Raw genomic sequence first — 17,606 nt, 5'->3', positions numbered from 1 at the left:
TCCGGGCCGTGGGAGGATGGACGGGCGCCGGGCGGGCTCCACCCCGTCCGGTGTGTTCCGCCTTGGTGTAACGGCAGCACGACGGCCTTTGGTGCCGTTAGGTCCGGGTTCGAATCCTGGAGGCGGAGCTCGGCTCGCTCCTGCCGGTCGCGGTTCGATCCGCGCCGTGTGCTCTCCGACTCCGACGGGCGCCACATCCTGCTCCGTCTGCTCCTCGAGACTCCATCGACGATGCGCGGCGACCCGGCTGGCCCGGCCCGCTCCGCTGTCGACGCGGTCCGGCGTTCGCCGGCGAGCCGGGACGGTGATCGCGGCATTGTCCGCGTAATTCGAGCGAACCCGTCTGCGATCGGGCCTCATCCAGCGCTCGAATGCGCGTGACGCGCACGGCTATTGCGCACTTCGAGCAGGTCTGCCAGGATGAACGCTCAGTGCCAGACCACTGGTGCCCACCGTCAACGTCGACTGGAGGACCCCCGCATGAGTGCATTCGACGGGCTGTTGCGAGCCCGGTCCGACGGGGGAGCCGAAGCGTTCCTGCCGACGCCGACCGTGCAGTGCCACGCGGCCAACCTCGCCTTCCTGCCCGGAGGCGACCTGGCCTGTGTGTGGTTCGGTGGCACGCAGGAGGGCGTCTCCGACATATCCGTCCACCTGTCGCGGCTCCCCGCCGGGACGGACCGCTGGTCCGAGCCCGTGCAGTTGAGCTTCGACACCGCGCGTTCCGAGCAGAACCCGATCCTCTTCACCGCGCCCGACGGCGCCGTCTGGTTGCTCTACACCGCACAGATCGCCGGGAACCAGGACACCTCCGAGGTGCGGCGCCGGATCTCCCGCGACGGCGGTGCAACGTGGGACGAGCCGACCGCGCTGCTCGGTGCCGATGCGCCAGTCGGGGTGTTCGTGCGCCAGACGCCCGTCGTGCTCGAGAGCGGGCGGATCCTGCTGCCGGTGTTCAACTGCCGGACGGTGCCCGGCGAGAAGTGGGTCGGCAACGACGACACCGCGTCGGTCTGGTACTCCGAGGACGGCGGGGCGACCTGGTCCGAGGTCACCGTGCCCGAGTCGACCGGGTGCGTGCACATGGACATCGTGCCGCGCGAGGACGGGACGCTCTGGGCGTGCTTCCGCTCCCGCTGGGCGGACCACGTGTACGAGTCGACGTCGACGGACGGCGGGATGACCTGGGAGCCGTGCCGTCCGATCGACCTGCCGAACAACAACTCCTCGATCCAGGCGCGCTCCCTCGACGACGGCCGGATCGCGATGGTGATGAACCACGCGAGCAAGGACGATGCGACGAGCCGCCGGGTCTCCCTGTACGACGAGATCGACGACGAGGGCCTCGCAACCGACAGCGGTCCGCGAGTCGCCGAACCCGCGTTCGATGTCGACGGACCCACCGCATTCTGGGGTGCGCCGCGCGCGCCGATGACGCTCGTGGTCTCGAGCCCGGACGGGCGGTCCTGGCCGACCGCCTACGACATCGAGAACGGCGACGGGTACTGCCTCTCGAACAACAGTCGCGAGAGCCTCAACCGCGAGCTGTCCTACCCATCGGTGCTCCCCGACCCGGCCGGGGGACTGCACGTTGCCTACACGTGGCACCGCAAGTCGATCAAGCACGTGTACCTGCCTGCCGACGTCCTCGCTGCGATCGTGTCGACGCCGTCCGCTTCCGCCGGTCCGGACCTCTCTGCGAAGGAGCAGCGAGCATGACCCTCCCCATGGTCTTCGCACTCGCGATCACCGTCTTCATGATCGTGCTGATCATGATCGATCGCCTGCCGTTCGGCGTTCCGCCGTTGATCGCCTGCCTGCTGATGGTGGTGTTCGGCGTCGTTCCGATCAACGTCGCCTTCAGCGGCTTCGCGAACGCGACCATCATCATGCTCGCCTCGTTCATGGCGGTGATCGCCGCATTGCAGAAGACCGACCTCGTCGCCGGTTTCAAACGGATGATCACGAGACTCGGGACGAAGGGCGGGTTCCGGGCCTACGTCCTGATCGTCGTGTTCGTCATGGTGGGGTGCAGCATCTTCGGCACGGGGTCCACGGCCTACTACGTGCTGGTCATCGGCCTGCTGTCGACGCTCGCGTACAACAAGAAGCTGCCGCCGTCGAAGGTCCTCATGCCGGCCGGCTTCGCCGCGAACCACCCGATGCTGCCCTTCAACGTGGCGCTGCAGTACGGCATCGTCGTCGCGGTGCTCGAGGCGGCAGGCGTCCGGGAGAACATCGACCTCGTCCGGTTCTCGATCGTCAACCTCGTGCTCAGCCTCGGCTTCCTCGTCTGGTGCCTGATCGCGTACCGGCTGCTGCCCGACCACCCCATCGCCGACGAGGAGGGCGGCACCGCGAGCACGACCGGTGCGAAGGAGCCGGCCCTGGCCGGCGCTCGCACGACCGCCGCCTCGTCCGACCGCCCCGGAGCGGACGACGACACGGCGAGCGACCCTGCGGCACCAGGCCCTCACGCAGCCGAGGCGAACGCCACCGCGATCGCTGCGTCGAGTGCGACCGCAACGGTCACCGCGCCGACGTTGGACCGTCGGAAGCAGCTGGCGACGTACGCCTGCTTCGTCCTGGCCATCGCCGGCATGATCTCGTACAGCTACATCGGCGACGCGGGCTACGCCATCACGGGACTCTCCGTGGCGCTCCTGCTGGTGCTGAAGGTCCTCGACTTCACCGAGATCCGCGACGCCATCAGCCAACCGATCATCATCATGTCCGCCGGCGTCATCGGCATCGCTGAGGCGCTCGGCGCGACCGGACTCACGAAGCTGGTCGGCGAGTCCGTCGCCGGTCTGCTCGGCGGCAACGTCAGCCCCTTCCTGCTGGTGTTCGCCTTCTGCGTCTTGACGAGTGTCCTCGCGACCCTCACGGGGTCGACGATCGGCACGGTGTACGTCTTCGCGCCGCTGGCGATCGCGACCTGCGTCAGCCTGGGGCTCAACCCCGCGGCCGCGGCGGTCGCCATCGTCGTCTCCGGGTGGAACGGACACTTCCTCCCCATCGACGGGCTCCCCGCGATGGTGATGGGTGTCGGGAAGTACTCGCTCCTCCAGTTCTGGAAGTTCACCATCCCGATGTACTTCATCCGCCTGCTGGCACTGACCGCCGGCGCCCTCCTGCTCTTCCCGATGTGACCGAGGCGGACCCGCCGCTCACGCCCCGACAGAACGGAACCCGACGTGCAGAACACCTTCGAGCTCGCCCACGTGGGCATGAACAACCGCGACGCCGCAGCCGCGCAGGAACTGTGCGACCTCTTCTGCCTGATGTTCAACCTCGATCCCCGTCACGGGAAGAAGTCCGAGTTCGCCGGCACCTTCTTCGAGTGCGTGCGGTCGCAGTACCTCGGGACACACGGTCACATCGGGATGTCGACGGCCGACCTCGAGGCAGCGGTCGAGGAGCTCACCGCGAAGGGTTTCGCCTTCGACGAGGAGACGGCTGCCCACTTCGACGACGGACGGCTGCAGAACATCTACCTCGCGGGAGAGTTCGGCGGCTTCGCCGTGCACGTGATGCAGCAACCCCGACCCTGACCCCCATCCGCCCCCTGGCCACCACGCCGACAAGGAGCATCCGAAGTGACCACCACGATCCGCGGCAGCATCCACGCGCTCGTCACACCCTTCCACGACGACGAGTCGCTCAACCTCGACCAGATGCGCGTGCACACCGACCGCGCCGTCCGGGCGGGCGCCGACGGCGTCTTCTGCCTCGGCACCAACGGTGAGTTCTTCCAGCAGACCGAGGACGAACGACTCGCCGTGCTCGAAGCGGTCGTCGACGCCACAGGGGGCCGCGTGCCCGTCTACGGTGGCGCCGGTGCAGTCGGGACGAAGGAGACGGTGCGCATCGCCCAGCGCATGCAGGCGGCGGGTGCCGACGTGTTGTCGGTCATCACGCCCTACTTCGCTGCGGCATCGCAGGACGAGCTGTACCGACACTTCGCTGTGGTCGCCGAAGCCGTCGACATCCCGGTGCTCATCTACAACATCCCCGCGCGCACCGGGAACACCATCACGCCTGCGACCGTCGCCCGACTCGCGGAGATCGACAACATCGCGGGTGTGAAGGACTCGTCGGGGAACTTCGACGCGATCCTGCAGGTCATCGAGCTGACCGATCCCGACCGCTTCGCGGTGCTCGCCGGGACCGACTCACTGGTCCTGCCGACCCTGCAGGCCGGCGGTGCGGGTGGCATCACCGCGGTCGCGAACGTCTACCCGCGCACCATGGTCGAGATCTCCCAGCGGTGGGCGGCGGGCGACCTCGACGGCGCTCGTGCGGCGCAGGCGTCGATCCGGCGGCTGCGCAACCTCTTCACGCTCGGCAACCCGAACACGATCGTCAAGGCGGCCACCAACGCCGCCGGGCAGGCCGTCGGCCCCTGTCGCGCGCCCTTCAACCTGTTGAGCGACGCTGCGCTCGGGAAGATCGCGGACACCGTGCGCGCGGACCAGGCGGCCGGCCTGGGCTGAGCCGCCGCTCCACCGCGACCACAGACGGACAGGAGGCCCGGTGCCAGCTGGCACCGGGCCTCCAGGCCGTCACATGGCAGAGAGGTGACGACCGCGTCAGCGGTTGTACGCCGGCATCGGACCACGGAGCGAGGCGGCGACGTCGTCGACGGCCCGCTGCACGTCGGCGGGGAGCGCACCCGCTGCGAGGGCGGCGAGGTTCGCCTCGATGTTCGAGAGCCGGGATCCACCGATCAGGACCGCGTCGACGACGGGTCGGCCGATCGTCCAGCGCAGTGCGAGCTCGGCCATGGGGATCTCCGCGCCCTCGGCGATCGCACGGAGCTGCCCGACGGCGGCGAAGACCTCGTCGTTCCAGTACCGGCTGCGGTACATCCCGGCGAGGGGGGAGGACCCGAAGCGTCCTTCCGACGGCTGCTCGTCCGGACGGTGCCTGCCGGTGAGGAGTCCGCCCCCGAGCGGGTTGTAGACGACCGTCCCGAGACCGGTGCTCCTGGCGTACTCGGCGTACTCGTCGTCGATGCGGGTCGCGATCACGCTGTAGACCTGTTGCCCGAGGACGGGCGCGTCGAGACCGAGTCGCGCGGCGGTGTGCCGCAGCTCCGCGATCTGCCAGGCCGCGAAGTTCGAGACACCCCACGTGCGCACCACGCCCGCGTCGACGAGCGCGCGGACAGCGGTCAGCGTCTCCTCCGCCGTGGTCGAACGGTCGGGCTGGTGGAGGTAGAGCACGTCGACGTCGTCGGTGCGCAGCCGCCGCAGACTCGCGTGCACGCACCGCTCGATCGCGACGGCGGACAGGGGAGCGGCACCCTCGGCGTCCGGGTTCGGGATGCCGACCTTCGTCGCGAGCACGACGTCGTCGCGGCATCCGGCGAGCACCGAGCCGAGGATCTCCTCGCTGCGGCCGCCTGCGTACCCGTTCGCCGTGTCGATGCCGCTCCCACCGGCAGCCAGGAAGCGGTCGACCATCTCGGCCGCCGTGGGCTCGTCGACGCTGTCGCCGAAGGTCATGGTGCCGAGGACGGCGGGGGTGAGCCGGCGGCCTCGGATGTCGATGTCACGCACTGGGTTCCTCTCGTTCGGGTACCGACGGGCGACTCATCGTCGTGTCGCGCGGGTCCCGACTCTTCGAGCACATCACTCTTGCGTGTTTCACGCAAGTCGTCTAGCGTGTTTCGTGCATGCCGGCCGGACGGAACGGCGCAACCACCGAGCGGAGGAGGGGTCCGATGTCGAACCGCCTCGCCGCGATCGCAGACGACCTGTCCGGAGCGGCCGAGGTCGCCGCGGTCCTCGGGAGCAGCTCGGCAACCGTCGCCCTCACGCTCTCCGCCGCGCTCGAGCACGTCGCGCGCTCCTCGTCCGATGTCGTCCTCGACTGCGACACGCGATCGCTCGACCCGGACTCGCGCCGCGCGTCCGTCGCGCGGGCAGCGCTGCGGATGCGTGCTGCAGGAGCGCCGGTCCGGCTGGTGAAGACCGATTCGCTGCTGCGCGGTGGTGTGGGAGACGTCGTCGGCGGGCTCACCGACGCTGGTGCGCACGTCGTGGTCGCTTCCGCGCTCCCGGCACTCGGACGGACGGTCGTCGACGGTCGGCTCCTCGTGCACGGCAGTCCGGTCGCGGACGCAGGGCTGCACGGCCTGGAGGCCCGGGTCGTCCCCGGACCGCTGGCCGCGGTCGGGGAGCGAGCCCGTTCCGTCCCGCTCACGGTCGTCCGCGCCGGCGGCGACGCCGTCTCCGGCTCGGTCGAACGCGCGATCGGCGCCGGCGAGATCCCCGTGCTCGACGCCGTCACCGACGACGACCTCGACCGGATCGCAGCAGCGCTCGACGGCACGGACTGCACGGTCGTCGGTTCCGGCGGGATCGCTGCGGCCGTCGGTCGGCTCCGCGGCGCACAGGCTCCCGTCCCGGTCGTGACGGACCCCGGACAGCACTCGGCGCGCGCCGAGGGACGCCAACACGTCCTGCTCGTCGTGGGCACGGCCAGCACCGAGGCGACCGGGCAGCTCGAGGTCCTCGCAGCGAACGGTGTCCCCGTCGTGCCGGTGCCCCGCGACGTCCTGCTCCGCGCTGTGGACCGCCGAGAGGTCGACGACATCGACCACCCCGCGATCCAGGAAGCGCTGGTGGCGCTGCGCAGCGGGAGTGCGGCGCTCTGCGTCGAGGATCGGCACGACCCGGTCCCGCACCTCGCTCGACGGCTCGCCGACGGCCTCGGCATCGTGGCCGCCGCCATCAGCGGCCGGTCCGCCCTGGTGCTGACCGGTGGCGAGACGGCACGCTCAGTGCTCAGCCGCCTCGAGATCGCGACCATCGTGCCGGAGGGCGCCGTCGAACCCGGCTGCGTCGTGTCCCGCGCAGACGACGGCCGTCGCGTCGTCACGCGACCCGGCAGCTTCGGGTCCATCACGAACCTGCTCGACGCGGCCACGTTCCTCCGGTCCGCACGAGACGACCCGTCCGCGACCCGAGCCGCGTCGAAGCGGCCGCAGGCCGCACGAACTGAAAGGCAGTACCGCAGATGAACGCAACCCCGATCGTCGCCGTCACGATGGGCGACGGCGCCGGTGTCGGCCCGGAGATCGTCGTCGAGGCCGTCGTCTCGCCGGACGTCCTGGCCGTCTGCCGTCCCGTCGTCATCGGCGACCTCGGCCGACTCCGCCAGGCCGCCGCGATCCGGGGCGTCGACGTCACCTTCCACGTCGTCGAGGACGTCGCGGACGCTGCCCACCAGGACGGTGTCATCGACGTGGTCGACCTCGGACTCCTGCCGGAGGACCTGCCGTGGGGGAAGCTCTCGCCGGTCGCCGGCGATGCAGCCTTCCAGTACATCCGTGTCGCGTGCGAGGCGGCGACGGCCGGGACGGTCCAGGCGATCTGCACGGCACCGTTGAACAAGGAGGCGCTGCACGCCGGGGGACACGTCTTCCCCGGCCACACCGAGATGCTCGCGGAGCTCATGGGCGTCGACGAGGTCTCGATGATGCTCTCGACGGCGAAGCTGAAGGTCGTGCACGTGACCACCCACCTCGGGCTCATCGACGCCGTCGCACGGATCGAACCGGGACTCGTCGAGCGGACGATCCGGCGGGGCAACGAGGCCCTGGTGCGCGCAGGCAACCCGCACCCGAAGATCGGCGTCGCGGCGATCAACCCGCACGCCGGCGAGAACGGCCTGTTCGGCTACGGCGAGGAGGCCGAGAAGATCGCTCCGGGCGTCGAGGCGGCACGCGCCGACGGGATCGACGCCGTCGGACCGCTGCCGGCCGACACCCTCTTCTTCCTCGCCGGTCGCGGGGACTACGACCTGGTCGTCGCGATGTACCACGACCAGGGGCACGGCCCCGTGAAGGTCCTCGGGATCGAGGCCGGGGTGAACATCACGGTGGGTCTTCCGGTCATCCGCACATCGGTCGACCACGGGACGGCGTTCGACATCGCGGGCACCGGCAAGGCCGATGTCGCTAGCATGATCGAGGCGCTCCGCCAGGCGGCCGAACTCGCTCCGACGTCGGGCGCGATGAGTTCGTCGCAGGGCGCCTGACACGTCCCCAGTCCCTGCCGTCGGAGGTGCCCGGTGTCGATCTCGGCCAGAGCGCGGCGTGACGCCATCGTCACGCTCGCGACGACGGTCGGACTCGCGAGCGTCGACGAGCTCTCCGAGCGCTTCGGGGTCACCGCGTCCACCATCCGGCGCGACCTCGCGAGCCTGCAGGAGCAGCGGAAGCTCACCCGGACGTTCGGCGGCGCGATGGCGGTGGCCGCGCACCCCGAGGCGTCGCTGCGACAGCGGCTCGGCGAGCACTTCGACGCGAAGCGCGACATCGCCCGCCGCGCCGCCGCGACCGTGGCGCCCGGGGCGTCGCTCTTCCTCGACAACGGCTCGACCGTCGCGGCGTTCGCGCACGCCCTGCCGGTCGACGCGGACCTGACCGTCACGACCACCAGCGTCGGGGTCATCACCGACATGGCCGACCGCGACGACGTCCGACTCGTCACGCTCGGCGGCGAGTACCGGTCGCTGAGCAACGGGTTCGTCGGACCCCTGACGGAGGCTGCGCTCGAGTACCTGACGTTCGATGCCGCCTACCTCGGAGCCGACGCGGTGTCGCCGGAGCGCGGGATCTGCGAAGCGGACCTCGGTCAGATCCGTCTGAAGGAACTCATCGCTCGTCGTGCGGCATCGGTGTACGTCCTCGCTGACTCCTCGAAGCTCGCGCAGTCGGAGTTCCACGCGTGGACCCGACTCGGCGGCGGGTGGACGCTGGTCACCGACGACGACGTCTCGCCGGACGTCGTCGAGCGCTTCGGGGCAGCCGGCGTCACCGTCACCACGGTCTGATCGCTCCTCGTCGCCCGTCACGAGGTGGAACACGACGGCGCCGTCCCGCGTTGCAGGACGGGTACCCCCTGGGGGTACTCGTCCTGGTACACCGGAGGCGTCGGCGTCGCCGCCACAGATCGGAGCAGCACGGACATGCACGGACACCACGAGGCGAGCGGTCACGAGCACGCCGGCCACGGCACGACCACGTGGTCGACGGCCGCGACGGCCACGCTGCACTGCCTGACCGGCTGCGCGATCGGCGAGGTCCTCGGCATGGTCATCGGTACCGCCGCGGGATTCCACAACGTCGGCACCATCGTCCTGTCGGTCGTCCTGGCGTTCGTCTTCGGGTACGCGCTCACCATGCGCGGCGTCGTCCGGTCCGGACTGACCCTCCGCGCGGCGTTCAAGGTCGCGCTCGCCGCGGACACGGTCTCCATCGCCGTCATGGAGATCATCGACAACACGGTCGTCGTCGCGATCCCGGGCGCGATGGACGCGCAGCTCGACCAGTGGCTGTTCTGGGGTGCCCTCGCGCTGTCCCTCGCCCTCGCGTTCGTTGTCACCACCCCGGTCAACCGGTGGATGATCAGCCGCGGTCTCGGGCACGCCGTCGTCCACGGCCTGCACTGACCGGCCGACGAGCCGGAACCCGCGCTGATCGACCGAGACACCGCGCGCTGCACGGTGTGCACCCCCGCGCCCGTCCACCGTCGAGCTGACCGGCGGCCGCCGGTCGCCCACCCGGACCGGTCTCGGCACCCGCGTGCGGTCCGGGGTCAGCCGCCTCGGACAGGGATGTCGACGATGTTCGACCCGGCCCCGCGCCGGGAGGACGCCGTCGAGGTCGACCTCCTCCGGCTCTTCGCCGTCCAGGCGCGCGACGTCCGGTCGGCGCGCCCCGGACCAGGTCAGCGGGCGTCGCCCGGCGTCGCCCCCAGGCTCGCCAGGAGCCCGAGCCGCTCCGCGGTGGCGCTGCCCGCCTGCGCGTAGTACACGACGAGCACCAGCCCGTCGACGGGGAGCTTCTCACGGTGCAGCTGCAGGCGGCCGAGCACGGGGTGCTCCACCGTGACGCTCCCGCCCTCGAGCACGCGGACGTCGTGCCGTGCCCACAGCGTCCGGAAGCGCGAGCTCGCGATCGACAGCCCACCGACGAGCTCGACGGCCCTCGGGTCGTCGACGTCGTCACTGAACGTGCGTCGGGCCACGGCGACGAACGCCGCCACGGAGTCCTCCCACCCGACGTGGAAGGCCCGCTCCTCCGGGTCGAGCAGCAGCGACCGCAGCCGGTTCTGCCCCGGGACGAGTCGCGGCGAGAGCGCGACCGCCTGCGGGTTCGACGCGAGGACGTCGAAGTACCTGCCCTCGATGAACGCCGGGGCGTCGAGGGCGGCGAGGAGGTGGTGCAGCCGGCCGGGGACACGCTCCTCCGAGCGGGCACGGCGTGGCCGGGGCCGGGGTGCGCCGAGCTCGCGGAGGTAGGCGGTCTCGACCTCGTCGAGCTGCAGGACGCGCGCCAGCGCCCCGAGCACCTGCGGCGAGGGGTTGCTGTCCCGACCCCGCTCGAGCCGCAGGTAGTAGTCGGCGCTGATGCCCGCGAGGAGCGCGACCTCCTCGCGTCGGAGCCCGGGCACCCGGCGGTGCGGACCGGACGCGAAGCCCACCTGGTCGGGCGTCACCAGGGCACGCCGGGCCTGGAGGTACGCGCCGAGGGTGCTCGTCCGTGCCTCCGCCGCCATGAACCGGACGATACCCGGGTGGCGCGCACCGAGAGGGGGTCCTGTCACTCCCCGGACGAGCAGGGGCCTCCCTCGGTGCGGCCGACGGCACCAGCATGGGCAGCACCTCGAGAAGGAGCAGCACCATGGACATCCACCACCGCACCGCCTTCGTCGTCGGCGGGACGTCGGGCATCGGCCTGGGCCTCGCACGGCGTCTCGCCGCCGCCGGCAGCACCGTCGTCGTCGGCGGACGCGACACCGGCCGGGTCGACGACCTCGAGACGGTCCGCGTCGACGTCACCGATCCCGACTCCGTCCTCCGGGCACGCGACGAGGTCCTCACCGCACACCCCGACGTCGACCTGCTCGTCACGATGGCGGGGGTGCTGCTCCAGGAGGACCTCCGCGACCCCGCCCACGCCGCGGCGGCCGAGACGACCGTCACCGTGAACCTGCTCGGGACCATGCGGGTCGTCGACGCGTTCACCCCGCACTTCCTCGCTCGGGGGGATGCCGACGTCGTCACGGTGTCGTCGGGCATCGCGTTCCTGCCGTTCCCGCTGATGCCCGCGTACGGAGCATCGAAGGCCGGGGTGCACGCGTACACCGAGGCGCTCCGGCCTCAGCTCGCCGGCACCGGGGTCCGCGTGACGGAGATCGTCCCGCCGGCCGTCGCCACCGCCGGTCAGGAGCGTGTCAACCCGGCCGCCCTGCCCCTCGACGCGTACCTCGACGAGGCCCTCGAGCTCCTCACGCAGGACCCGACCCCGGACGAGATCGTCGTCGCTGCAGCGCAGCACCTGCGGTGGGCGGAACGCGACGGCACCTACGCCGAGCTCCTCGCCGCCAGGTCGAAGGCGCTCGCCGTCCTCCCCGGGCGCTGACCCCGCCCTGACGGCGCCCTGACGTCAGGGAGCGCCCGGCGCCCACCCCAGCTCCGGCCCCAGCCGCTCCGCGATGTCCGACACGATCTGGGTGTGGTCGTCCGGCTCGAAGGAGAACGGCAGCGCGAACGCCACCTCGGTCGCCACCTGGTACCCGGCGTCGGCGCGGAGCCGGTCGGCGATCTCGGCCGACGTCCCGACCAGGTCCGCCGCGAACAGCAGGCCGGCGGGACCCTGCGGGACGCCGACCCGTCCCGATCGCGCTTCGACGTACGCGCGGTACCGGGCCTCCTGCTCCGCCGTCGCGGTGTCCGTGGGGATCACCACCAGCCCCTGCGAGACGCGGGCGCTGCCGGGATCGGGACGGGCGTCGAGGTACGCGTCGACCTGCGCCCGCTGGTTGGCCGCGAAGTCGTTGCCGACCTCGGCGCGCGTGACGCTCGACGTGAGCAGGTGGAAGCCGTTCTGCGCCGCCCAGACCGCCGAGCGCGTGCTGCCGGTGCCGTACCAGAGCCGGTCGGCGAGCCCGGGGCTCTGCGGTTGCACGGTCGTGGCGAACTCCTCGATGCCGCGTCGCTCGACGTCGTCCGTGACCGGGTCGCCGCGCACGAGGTCGCGGAAGCGCAGGAGCCTGTCGTTCCCGAGGTCCTCCTGCTCGGCGGTGTCGGGGTAGATCGCGTCGCGGTAGCGGTCGAAGTGCATCGGGGTCCCGACCGAGAAGCCCGGGTGCAGGCGTCCGCCGAGCAGGACGTCCACGGTGCCGAGGTCCTCGGCGAGCCGGAACGGGTTCTCGGCGCCGATCGGGGTCACGGCGGTCCCGAGCGCGATCCGCGAGGTGCGCTGCGAGGCGGCCGCCATCACGGCGACGGGGGAGGAGATGCCGTGCTGCAGGTGGCGGTGCCGCAGCCACGCGCTGTCGAAGCCGAGTGCCTCGGCCCGCTCGATCACGCGGAGCGTCCCCTCGTGACCGCCCGCGGGGTCGGCGGGGTCGAACGACCCCAGGGTCAGGAAGCCGAGTCGTTCGAGCGGTCGTCCGTCGGTGGGCATGCACCGATCGTGGCAGACAGGGGGGACCGCGGCGCGGGACTCACCGCGGGCGGGCACTCCCGAGGTCGGCCCCGGCCGACGCCTGCTCCTCGCGGAACCACCGCAGGAGCTCCCGCAGCTCGGGCAGGGTCGGCCCGACCCGGTGGTCGTCGGGGATGAAGTCGATGTCGTCGAACGTCGTTCGGTGCCCCGGCACCTCGGCTCGCTGCAGCGTGTCCTCGGCGGCGTAGCCCATCGTCCAGTCCGGGAACTGCCGCGTCGGGACGTCCTCCTCGAGGAGCACGGTGACCTGCTCGTGGCGCGGGTCCTCGGCGATGAAGGCCATCTTCTCGCGGACCGCCGCCGCGGGACCCTCGAGCAGCTGCAGGAACCGGTGGTCCTTGAACAGCAGCAGCCCGGTGATGCCCGCGTCCGCGTTGGCACGCCGGGAGTGCGTCAGGAGCGCGTCGAGGTCGTCGAGCCCGAAGCCCACCACCGCGCGGCTCGCGTAGACGAGGGACAACAGTTCCGTGGTCGCTGGGTGCACGCTCCCACTCAACCCGCGCTCGCCGGGAGCCGACCCGGGACGCGGCCGTCGGACGGCCACGTCCCCCGGCTTCCTGTGACCCTCGGCAGGTGTCGCTCTACGGTTGAGGGATGCGCGAAGAACTCGAGGCACTCCTGCGGCTGCACGGCACCGCGCCGCTGCCCGAGGGCGTCGACCGGGCGAGCGTGCACGACCCCGACCTCCCGAGCGCGGAGATCGTCGGCTGGGCCACCCTGGTCGCGGCGGGCGTCCCGCTGTCCCCCGCCGAGCAGGACCGGCTCGCCGACACCGCCGCGAACGCCTTCGCACTGATCGCCCTGCTCCCCGTGGCGGCCCGCCCGTACTTCGCCCGCCTCGGGCTGATCGCGACGCTCGCGTCCGCGCTCGCGGTCGCCGCCCCGGCTGCCCGCTGATCCCTCCGGTCGCGACGCGACCGTGCCGGTGGGCCGCACGGGGTGCCGGACGGGAGGCCCGTGGCGGCGTCCCCGCGTGCCTCCCGTCCGTCCCGGGGTGGCGTCAGCCCTGCTCCCCGGCCGCGCGGTCCGGTGCGTCCGGCGCGGTGCGCCGCCGTCCCTGCAGCAGATCGGCGGACCGGACGATCCGGAGCGACGTCACGAGCACGACCCCGCCGAGCACGTTGAACAACAGGGTGTAGCCGAACCACCCGAGCCACTGGCCGTAGGTGATCGACGCTCCGGCCTGGATCGCGCCGAAGACGAGCAGCGAGTCGAGGATCGAGTGGAACAGCTGCAGTCCCGCGAGCAGGAACCCACCGACCACGGCGGCGACGAGCTTGGCGGGGTCCGAGTCGGTGCCCTGCTGCATCCGGGTCATGAGCGTGATGGTGCTGCCGCCGAGCACGGCGAGCACGACGGCCTGCAGCCCGAAGGGCGTGTCGACGTAGTGCCGTGCCGACTCCTCGAGCACGGTGTGCCACTGCGGGAACGCGTGCACGACGAGCCACATCACGACCCAGCCGCCGGCGAGGTTGCTCAGCAGCGTCCCGAGCCAGAGGCGCAGGAGCTGTCCGACGGTGCCCTCGCGGGCGATGAGCGCCACGATCGGCATGAGGAAGTTCTCGGTGAAGAGCTCGCTGTGCGCCAGGTGCAGGGCGATCAGGCCGACGCTGAACGCCAGGCCCGCGAGCAGGTGGCTGTCGGTCTCGTGCAGCACCGCGAGGTAGCCCATCACGCCGAGGCCGACCTCGAGGCCGCCGGCGAACCCGGTGGCGAGCACGACGCGCATCGTCCGCTGCAGCCGCTCGGCACCCTCGTCGACCACCGCGTCGAAGGACTCCTCGATCTCGTCCTCGACGGGTGCGTCTCCCTCGCCGACCTCGCGGCGTCGATCATCGGTCACTGCTCCGACCGTAGCCCCGTCGGTCCTGCGGACGGACGGGCCGGTGCGCCGGTCGGATCACTGGCCGGCCGGACCGGTGCACCGCCCGGGTCAGCGCACCCGGACCGACGTCGTCCCGATGCCGACGTTGCCGTGCCCGTCGAGCGCGTACACGGCGATCTTCCACGCCCCCGCGGTCGTCGGCGCGGTGATGCGGAGCGTCCCGTCGGCAGCCCGGGTGACCGCGGTCGGACGGAGCGTCCCGTCGCCGTCGACGTACCGGCTCGTCGTGTACGCGCGCCAGGTGACCGCGTCGCCGTCCGGGTCCGTGGTGGGCGCCGTGATCGTGACGGTCGCGCCGGGGGCGACGCCGGTCGACGGACTCGCGGTGGTGGTGCCGACGACGGGTGGCCGGTTCCCGGCGACGGTCCCGCGGTACGCCTGCTGCACGGCGTACCAGGACGGCCGCTTCAACCCGTCGGTGCGCAGGTTCAGCCAGACGCCCGGCTCGTCGTTCTCGACCCCGTAGTGGAACATCGTCGCGCCGAGGGCGACCCCGGGAGCGGCCGTCACGGCCCGCCAGGCATCGGTGTACGCCCGTGCCGCCGCGGTGTCGGTGGGCTGGCGGGGCACCCCGTTCGCGTCGGCCGGGACCTCCCACGACCCGGCCGGTCCGGTCTCGGTGACCAGGTAGGGCTTCGTGTAGCCGCCGTCGCGCCACTGCTGCTGGACCCAGCCGATCCCGCCGAACGAGTTCACGGCGTAGAGGTCGAGGCTCGGCGTGTACTGCCGGTAGTAGTCCCAGGCGCCCGTCCAGGCATCCGTCGAGGTCACCGGGTGTCCCGGGTCGGCCCGGTGGATCGCCTGCACGACCTGCTCGACGTACTGCGCGTAGGCGACGCGCTGTGCCTCGCCCTGGCCGAGCATGACCTCGTTGCCGACGTCCCACATGAGCAGGCCCCCGTGGTCGCGGTACGTGGTCACGGTCTTCGTGATGCTCGCGAGGGTGTCGGCCTTGTACGTGGTGTTCCCCACGTAGTCGGCCCCCTGGTCGAGCCAGAGCCCGGCGACGACGCGGATGCCGCGTGCGCGTGCGGCGTCGAACAGCTGCGCCGAGGACGCGTCGGTGCCCCACGTCCGGACGGTGTTCGCCCCCGTGCTGGCGATGTCGGCCATGTACGACGGCGCATCGGCGTTCGACGGGCCGTAGGTCACGCCGCGGACGGTCCACGGCGCCCCGTCGACGGTGAGCTGCCACTTCCCCTGCGTGCCCGTGACCCGCACGCCGGTCGACGGAGCGGTGCTCGGTGAGGGGGTCGGGGCGGGGGTGGGCTTCGCCGTGGCCGCAGTGACCGTCCCGTACACCTGGAACTCCCACAGCGAGTACCCGTACGTCGTCGCCCGCTGCACGCCGAGCATCCGCACGTACCGTCCGCTGCCCGAGACGTCCGTCGTGACGACACCGCCCTTGCCGGCCGTGGTGCTCGACAGCGTCCGCCAGGTCTTCGCGTCGGACGAGACCTCGAGACGGTAGGCCTTGGCGTACGCCGCCTCCCACCGCAGCACGACCCGCGAGACCGTCGCCGTGCGCCCGAGGTCGACGCGCAGCCACTGGGCGTCTGTCCGACCGCTCGCCCAGCGGGTCGCGGTGCTGCCGTCGACCGCCTTCGCCGGCGTGCGGGCGGTCGAGTCGCTCGCCGACGCCGTGGTCGGTCGGCCCTGCGAGAGCAGCGTCGGCGCGGCGCTCGCCGCCGGACCCCGCGTGACGACGAGCAGCGCGGCGAGCAGGACGACCGCGACGACCGCGGCGGCGAGCCGGACGGCCGTGGTGGTGGTCCTGCCCAGTGTGGTGGTGTCGGTGCGCATCGGGCCCCTTCCGATCGTGACCCGGCAACGGTACGGAGCCCGTTCCGCGACGGTCAACGGGTCGTCGTCGCCCCAGTCCGAGGGCCGGGAGCGACGCCCTCGGAGGTCCGCCGCTGTCGCAGGCGCGTGCGAGGATCGGTCGGTGCACCACGAAGGAACCCCCGTCGCCGTCGTCATCGCCGCGATGACCGAAGAGCTCTCCGCCGTCGCCGACCTGCTCGGCGGCGTCGTGATCGACGACGGCCCGGTGGGCGGTCACGACGAGCACCACCTGCTCGACGTCGACGGGTCGCTCGTCGCCCTCCGCCGCAGCGGCATCGGGTTCACCAACGCGACGGCCGCGGTCGCGCACTGCTTCCACGACTTCGGCGCCGTCCCGGTGCTCAGCGTCGGCACCGCGGGCGGACTCATGCGCGGCATCGAGATCGGCGACGTCGTCGTCGGCGACCACTACGTCAACATCAACGCCGACGCGACAGCGTTCGGGTACGCCCTCGGGCAGGTGCCCGGCATGCCGCCGCACTACGCGCCCGACGAACGGATGCTCGCCCGCGCCGCCGCCGCGGAGACGCCGTACCGGGTGCGGACCGCGACGATCGGGTCGAGCGAGGTCTTCGTCACCGACGCCAGGGCCCGCGACCTGCGGCGGGTGTTCCCGGCGGTCGCCGCGGTCGACATGGAGTCGGCCGCGATCGCGCAGTTCGCCCACGTGCACGGCATGCCGTTCCTGTCGATCCGGGGGATCAGCGACCTCTGCGCGCCCGACGGCGACGAGTTCCGCGAGCACCTCGACGATGCGTCGGCGCGCGCCGCGCGCGTGGCGCACGACGTGCTGCTCGACCTGGCGGCCTGACCGCACGGCCCCCGCCGGCCCGGCTGGCACCCGCGCGGCCGTCGGCGATCCTGCGGTCCCGCCGCGTGGCCGTCGGCGGTCCCGCGAGCCACGCGGGCGGCCGTCGGTGGTGCGCACGCGCGGACGGGAGGCACGGTGTCAGCGGCCCCCGTGCCTCCCGTCCGTCAGCCGCTCACCGGGAGCGGCGCGCGGTCGCCTCAGCGGCGACGTCGGCTGGCCAGCAGGCCGCCGAACACCAGCACCACCGCGATGACGAACACGATCAGCTGGGCCGGCTCGAACCCGTCCAGGTCCATGGTGACTCCTTCCGTCCGGGCGGGGGTCGAGCGCCCGCGCGGATGCGTGGGCGCGCGTCCTCGCGTCCAGCCGGACGGTAGGACCCCGTTCCTGTACGCGTCGAGGCAACGGGGTACGACGCCTGCACACCAGCCGGTCCACGCACCGTCACCCCCAGGTGGGCGCCCGCTGCGAGCCGTGGTCGCCCGGCGGTGCGAAGATGATCCGCGGCCGTCGCCCGGACGGCCCGGACGGAAGTG

Annotated in this window: 17 protein-coding genes and 1 tRNA gene; 12 read left to right on the top strand and 6 right to left on the bottom strand. The window is 72.1% G+C overall.

Annotated features, from left to right (window positions below; genetic code table 11):
- Window positions 1–56 precede the first annotated feature (56 nt).
- From QUG93_RS06370 to dapA, 5 genes are all read left to right on the top strand, one after another.
- Window positions 57–128 (top strand) — tRNA-Gln (locus QUG93_RS06370).
- Window positions 129–480: 352 nt separating this feature from the next.
- The gene (locus QUG93_RS06365) at window positions 481–1,719 is read left to right on the top strand and encodes a sialidase family protein (RefSeq protein WP_289473073.1); all 1,239 of its coding nucleotides are present in this window, start codon (window positions 481–483) and stop codon (window positions 1,717–1,719) included.
- On the top strand, window positions 1,716–3,152 hold the full coding sequence (locus tag QUG93_RS06360) for an SLC13 family permease (protein ID WP_289473072.1): 1,437 nt from the start codon (window positions 1,716–1,718) through the stop codon (window positions 3,150–3,152). Before QUG93_RS06365 ends, QUG93_RS06360 begins: the two co-directional genes overlap by 4 nt.
- A gap of 45 nt (window positions 3,153–3,197) precedes the next feature.
- Window positions 3,198–3,554 (top strand): VOC family protein, encoded by a 357-nt coding sequence (locus QUG93_RS06355; protein WP_289473071.1) that lies wholly within the window; start codon window positions 3,198–3,200, stop codon window positions 3,552–3,554.
- Between the two features lie 45 nt (window positions 3,555–3,599).
- Window positions 3,600–4,496 (top strand): 4-hydroxy-tetrahydrodipicolinate synthase, encoded by an 897-nt coding sequence (dapA, locus tag QUG93_RS06350; protein ID WP_289473070.1) that lies wholly within the window; start codon window positions 3,600–3,602, stop codon window positions 4,494–4,496.
- Between the two features lie 96 nt (window positions 4,497–4,592).
- On the opposite strand, the gene QUG93_RS06345 is transcribed toward dapA, so the two are convergent.
- Window positions 4,593–5,564 carry an aldo/keto reductase gene (locus QUG93_RS06345; RefSeq protein ID WP_289473069.1) on the bottom strand — a complete coding sequence of 324 codons (972 nt, stop codon included), beginning with the start codon at window positions 5,562–5,564 and terminating at the stop codon, window positions 4,593–4,595.
- Window positions 5,565–5,728: 164 nt separating this feature from the next.
- Between QUG93_RS06345 and QUG93_RS06340 the strand changes: the two genes are divergently transcribed.
- The 4 genes from QUG93_RS06340 to QUG93_RS06325 all read left to right on the top strand — a co-directional run bounded on the left by QUG93_RS06340 (window position 5,729) and on the right by QUG93_RS06325 (window position 9,465).
- Window positions 5,729–7,030, top strand: coding sequence for a four-carbon acid sugar kinase family protein (locus QUG93_RS06340; RefSeq protein ID WP_289473068.1), 1,302 nt, complete (start codon window positions 5,729–5,731; stop codon window positions 7,028–7,030).
- On the top strand, window positions 7,027–8,049 hold the full coding sequence (pdxA, locus tag QUG93_RS06335) for a 4-hydroxythreonine-4-phosphate dehydrogenase PdxA (protein ID WP_289473067.1): 1,023 nt from the start codon (window positions 7,027–7,029) through the stop codon (window positions 8,047–8,049). Before QUG93_RS06340 ends, pdxA begins: the two co-directional genes overlap by 4 nt.
- A 33-nt stretch (window positions 8,050–8,082) precedes the next feature.
- The gene (locus tag QUG93_RS06330; RefSeq protein WP_289473066.1) at window positions 8,083–8,847 is read left to right on the top strand and encodes a DeoR/GlpR family DNA-binding transcription regulator; all 765 of its coding nucleotides are present in this window, start codon (window positions 8,083–8,085) and stop codon (window positions 8,845–8,847) included.
- A 135-nt stretch (window positions 8,848–8,982) separates the two neighbouring features.
- Complete coding sequence (locus QUG93_RS06325; RefSeq protein ID WP_289473065.1) at window positions 8,983–9,465, top strand: DUF4396 domain-containing protein; 483 nt, start codon at window positions 8,983–8,985, stop codon at window positions 9,463–9,465.
- A 278-nt stretch (window positions 9,466–9,743) separates the two neighbouring features.
- Here QUG93_RS06325 and QUG93_RS06320 read toward each other — a convergent pair whose 3' ends face one another.
- Window positions 9,744–10,574: a helix-turn-helix domain-containing protein gene (locus QUG93_RS06320; protein ID WP_289473064.1), complete on the bottom strand. Its 831-nt coding sequence runs from the start codon at window positions 10,572–10,574 to the stop codon at window positions 9,744–9,746.
- Window positions 10,575–10,699: 125 nt separating this feature from the next.
- Here QUG93_RS06320 and QUG93_RS06315 point away from each other — a divergent pair, with 125 nt between their 5' ends.
- Window positions 10,700–11,440: an SDR family oxidoreductase gene (locus tag QUG93_RS06315; protein WP_289473063.1), complete on the top strand. Its 741-nt coding sequence runs from the start codon at window positions 10,700–10,702 to the stop codon at window positions 11,438–11,440.
- Window positions 11,441–11,464: 24 nt separating this feature from the next.
- On the opposite strand, the gene QUG93_RS06310 is transcribed toward QUG93_RS06315, so the two are convergent.
- Entirely contained in the window at window positions 11,465–12,487 is a 1,023-nt protein-coding gene (locus tag QUG93_RS06310) for an LLM class flavin-dependent oxidoreductase (RefSeq protein WP_289473061.1), read from the bottom strand.
- A gap of 40 nt (window positions 12,488–12,527) precedes the next feature.
- Entirely contained in the window at window positions 12,528–13,013 is a 486-nt protein-coding gene (locus QUG93_RS06305) for a BLUF domain-containing protein (RefSeq protein ID WP_289473060.1), read from the bottom strand.
- 110 nt (window positions 13,014–13,123) lie between these two features.
- Between QUG93_RS06305 and QUG93_RS06300 the strand changes: the two genes are divergently transcribed.
- Entirely contained in the window at window positions 13,124–13,426 is a 303-nt protein-coding gene (locus QUG93_RS06300) for a hypothetical protein (RefSeq protein WP_289473059.1), read from the top strand.
- A gap of 103 nt (window positions 13,427–13,529) precedes the next feature.
- On the opposite strand, the gene QUG93_RS06295 is transcribed toward QUG93_RS06300, so the two are convergent.
- Entirely contained in the window at window positions 13,530–14,372 is an 843-nt protein-coding gene (locus tag QUG93_RS06295) for a formate/nitrite transporter family protein (protein WP_289473058.1), read from the bottom strand.
- 90 nt (window positions 14,373–14,462) lie between these two features.
- Window positions 14,463–16,217 carry a discoidin domain-containing protein gene (locus tag QUG93_RS06290; RefSeq protein WP_289473057.1) on the bottom strand — a complete coding sequence of 585 codons (1,755 nt, stop codon included), beginning with the start codon at window positions 16,215–16,217 and terminating at the stop codon, window positions 14,463–14,465.
- A gap of 142 nt (window positions 16,218–16,359) precedes the next feature.
- Here QUG93_RS06290 and mtnN point away from each other — a divergent pair, with 142 nt between their 5' ends.
- Window positions 16,360–17,070 (top strand): 5'-methylthioadenosine/S-adenosylhomocysteine nucleosidase, encoded by a 711-nt coding sequence (gene mtnN / locus QUG93_RS06285; RefSeq protein WP_289473056.1) that lies wholly within the window; start codon window positions 16,360–16,362, stop codon window positions 17,068–17,070.
- Window positions 17,071–17,606: the final 536 nt, after the last annotated feature.

It is taken from the genome of Curtobacterium caseinilyticum, assembly GCF_030363035.1.
GTDB classification, from domain to species: domain Bacteria; phylum Actinomycetota; class Actinomycetes; order Actinomycetales; family Microbacteriaceae; genus Curtobacterium; species Curtobacterium caseinilyticum.
This window is presented reverse-complemented; position numbering and strand designations above follow the sequence as displayed.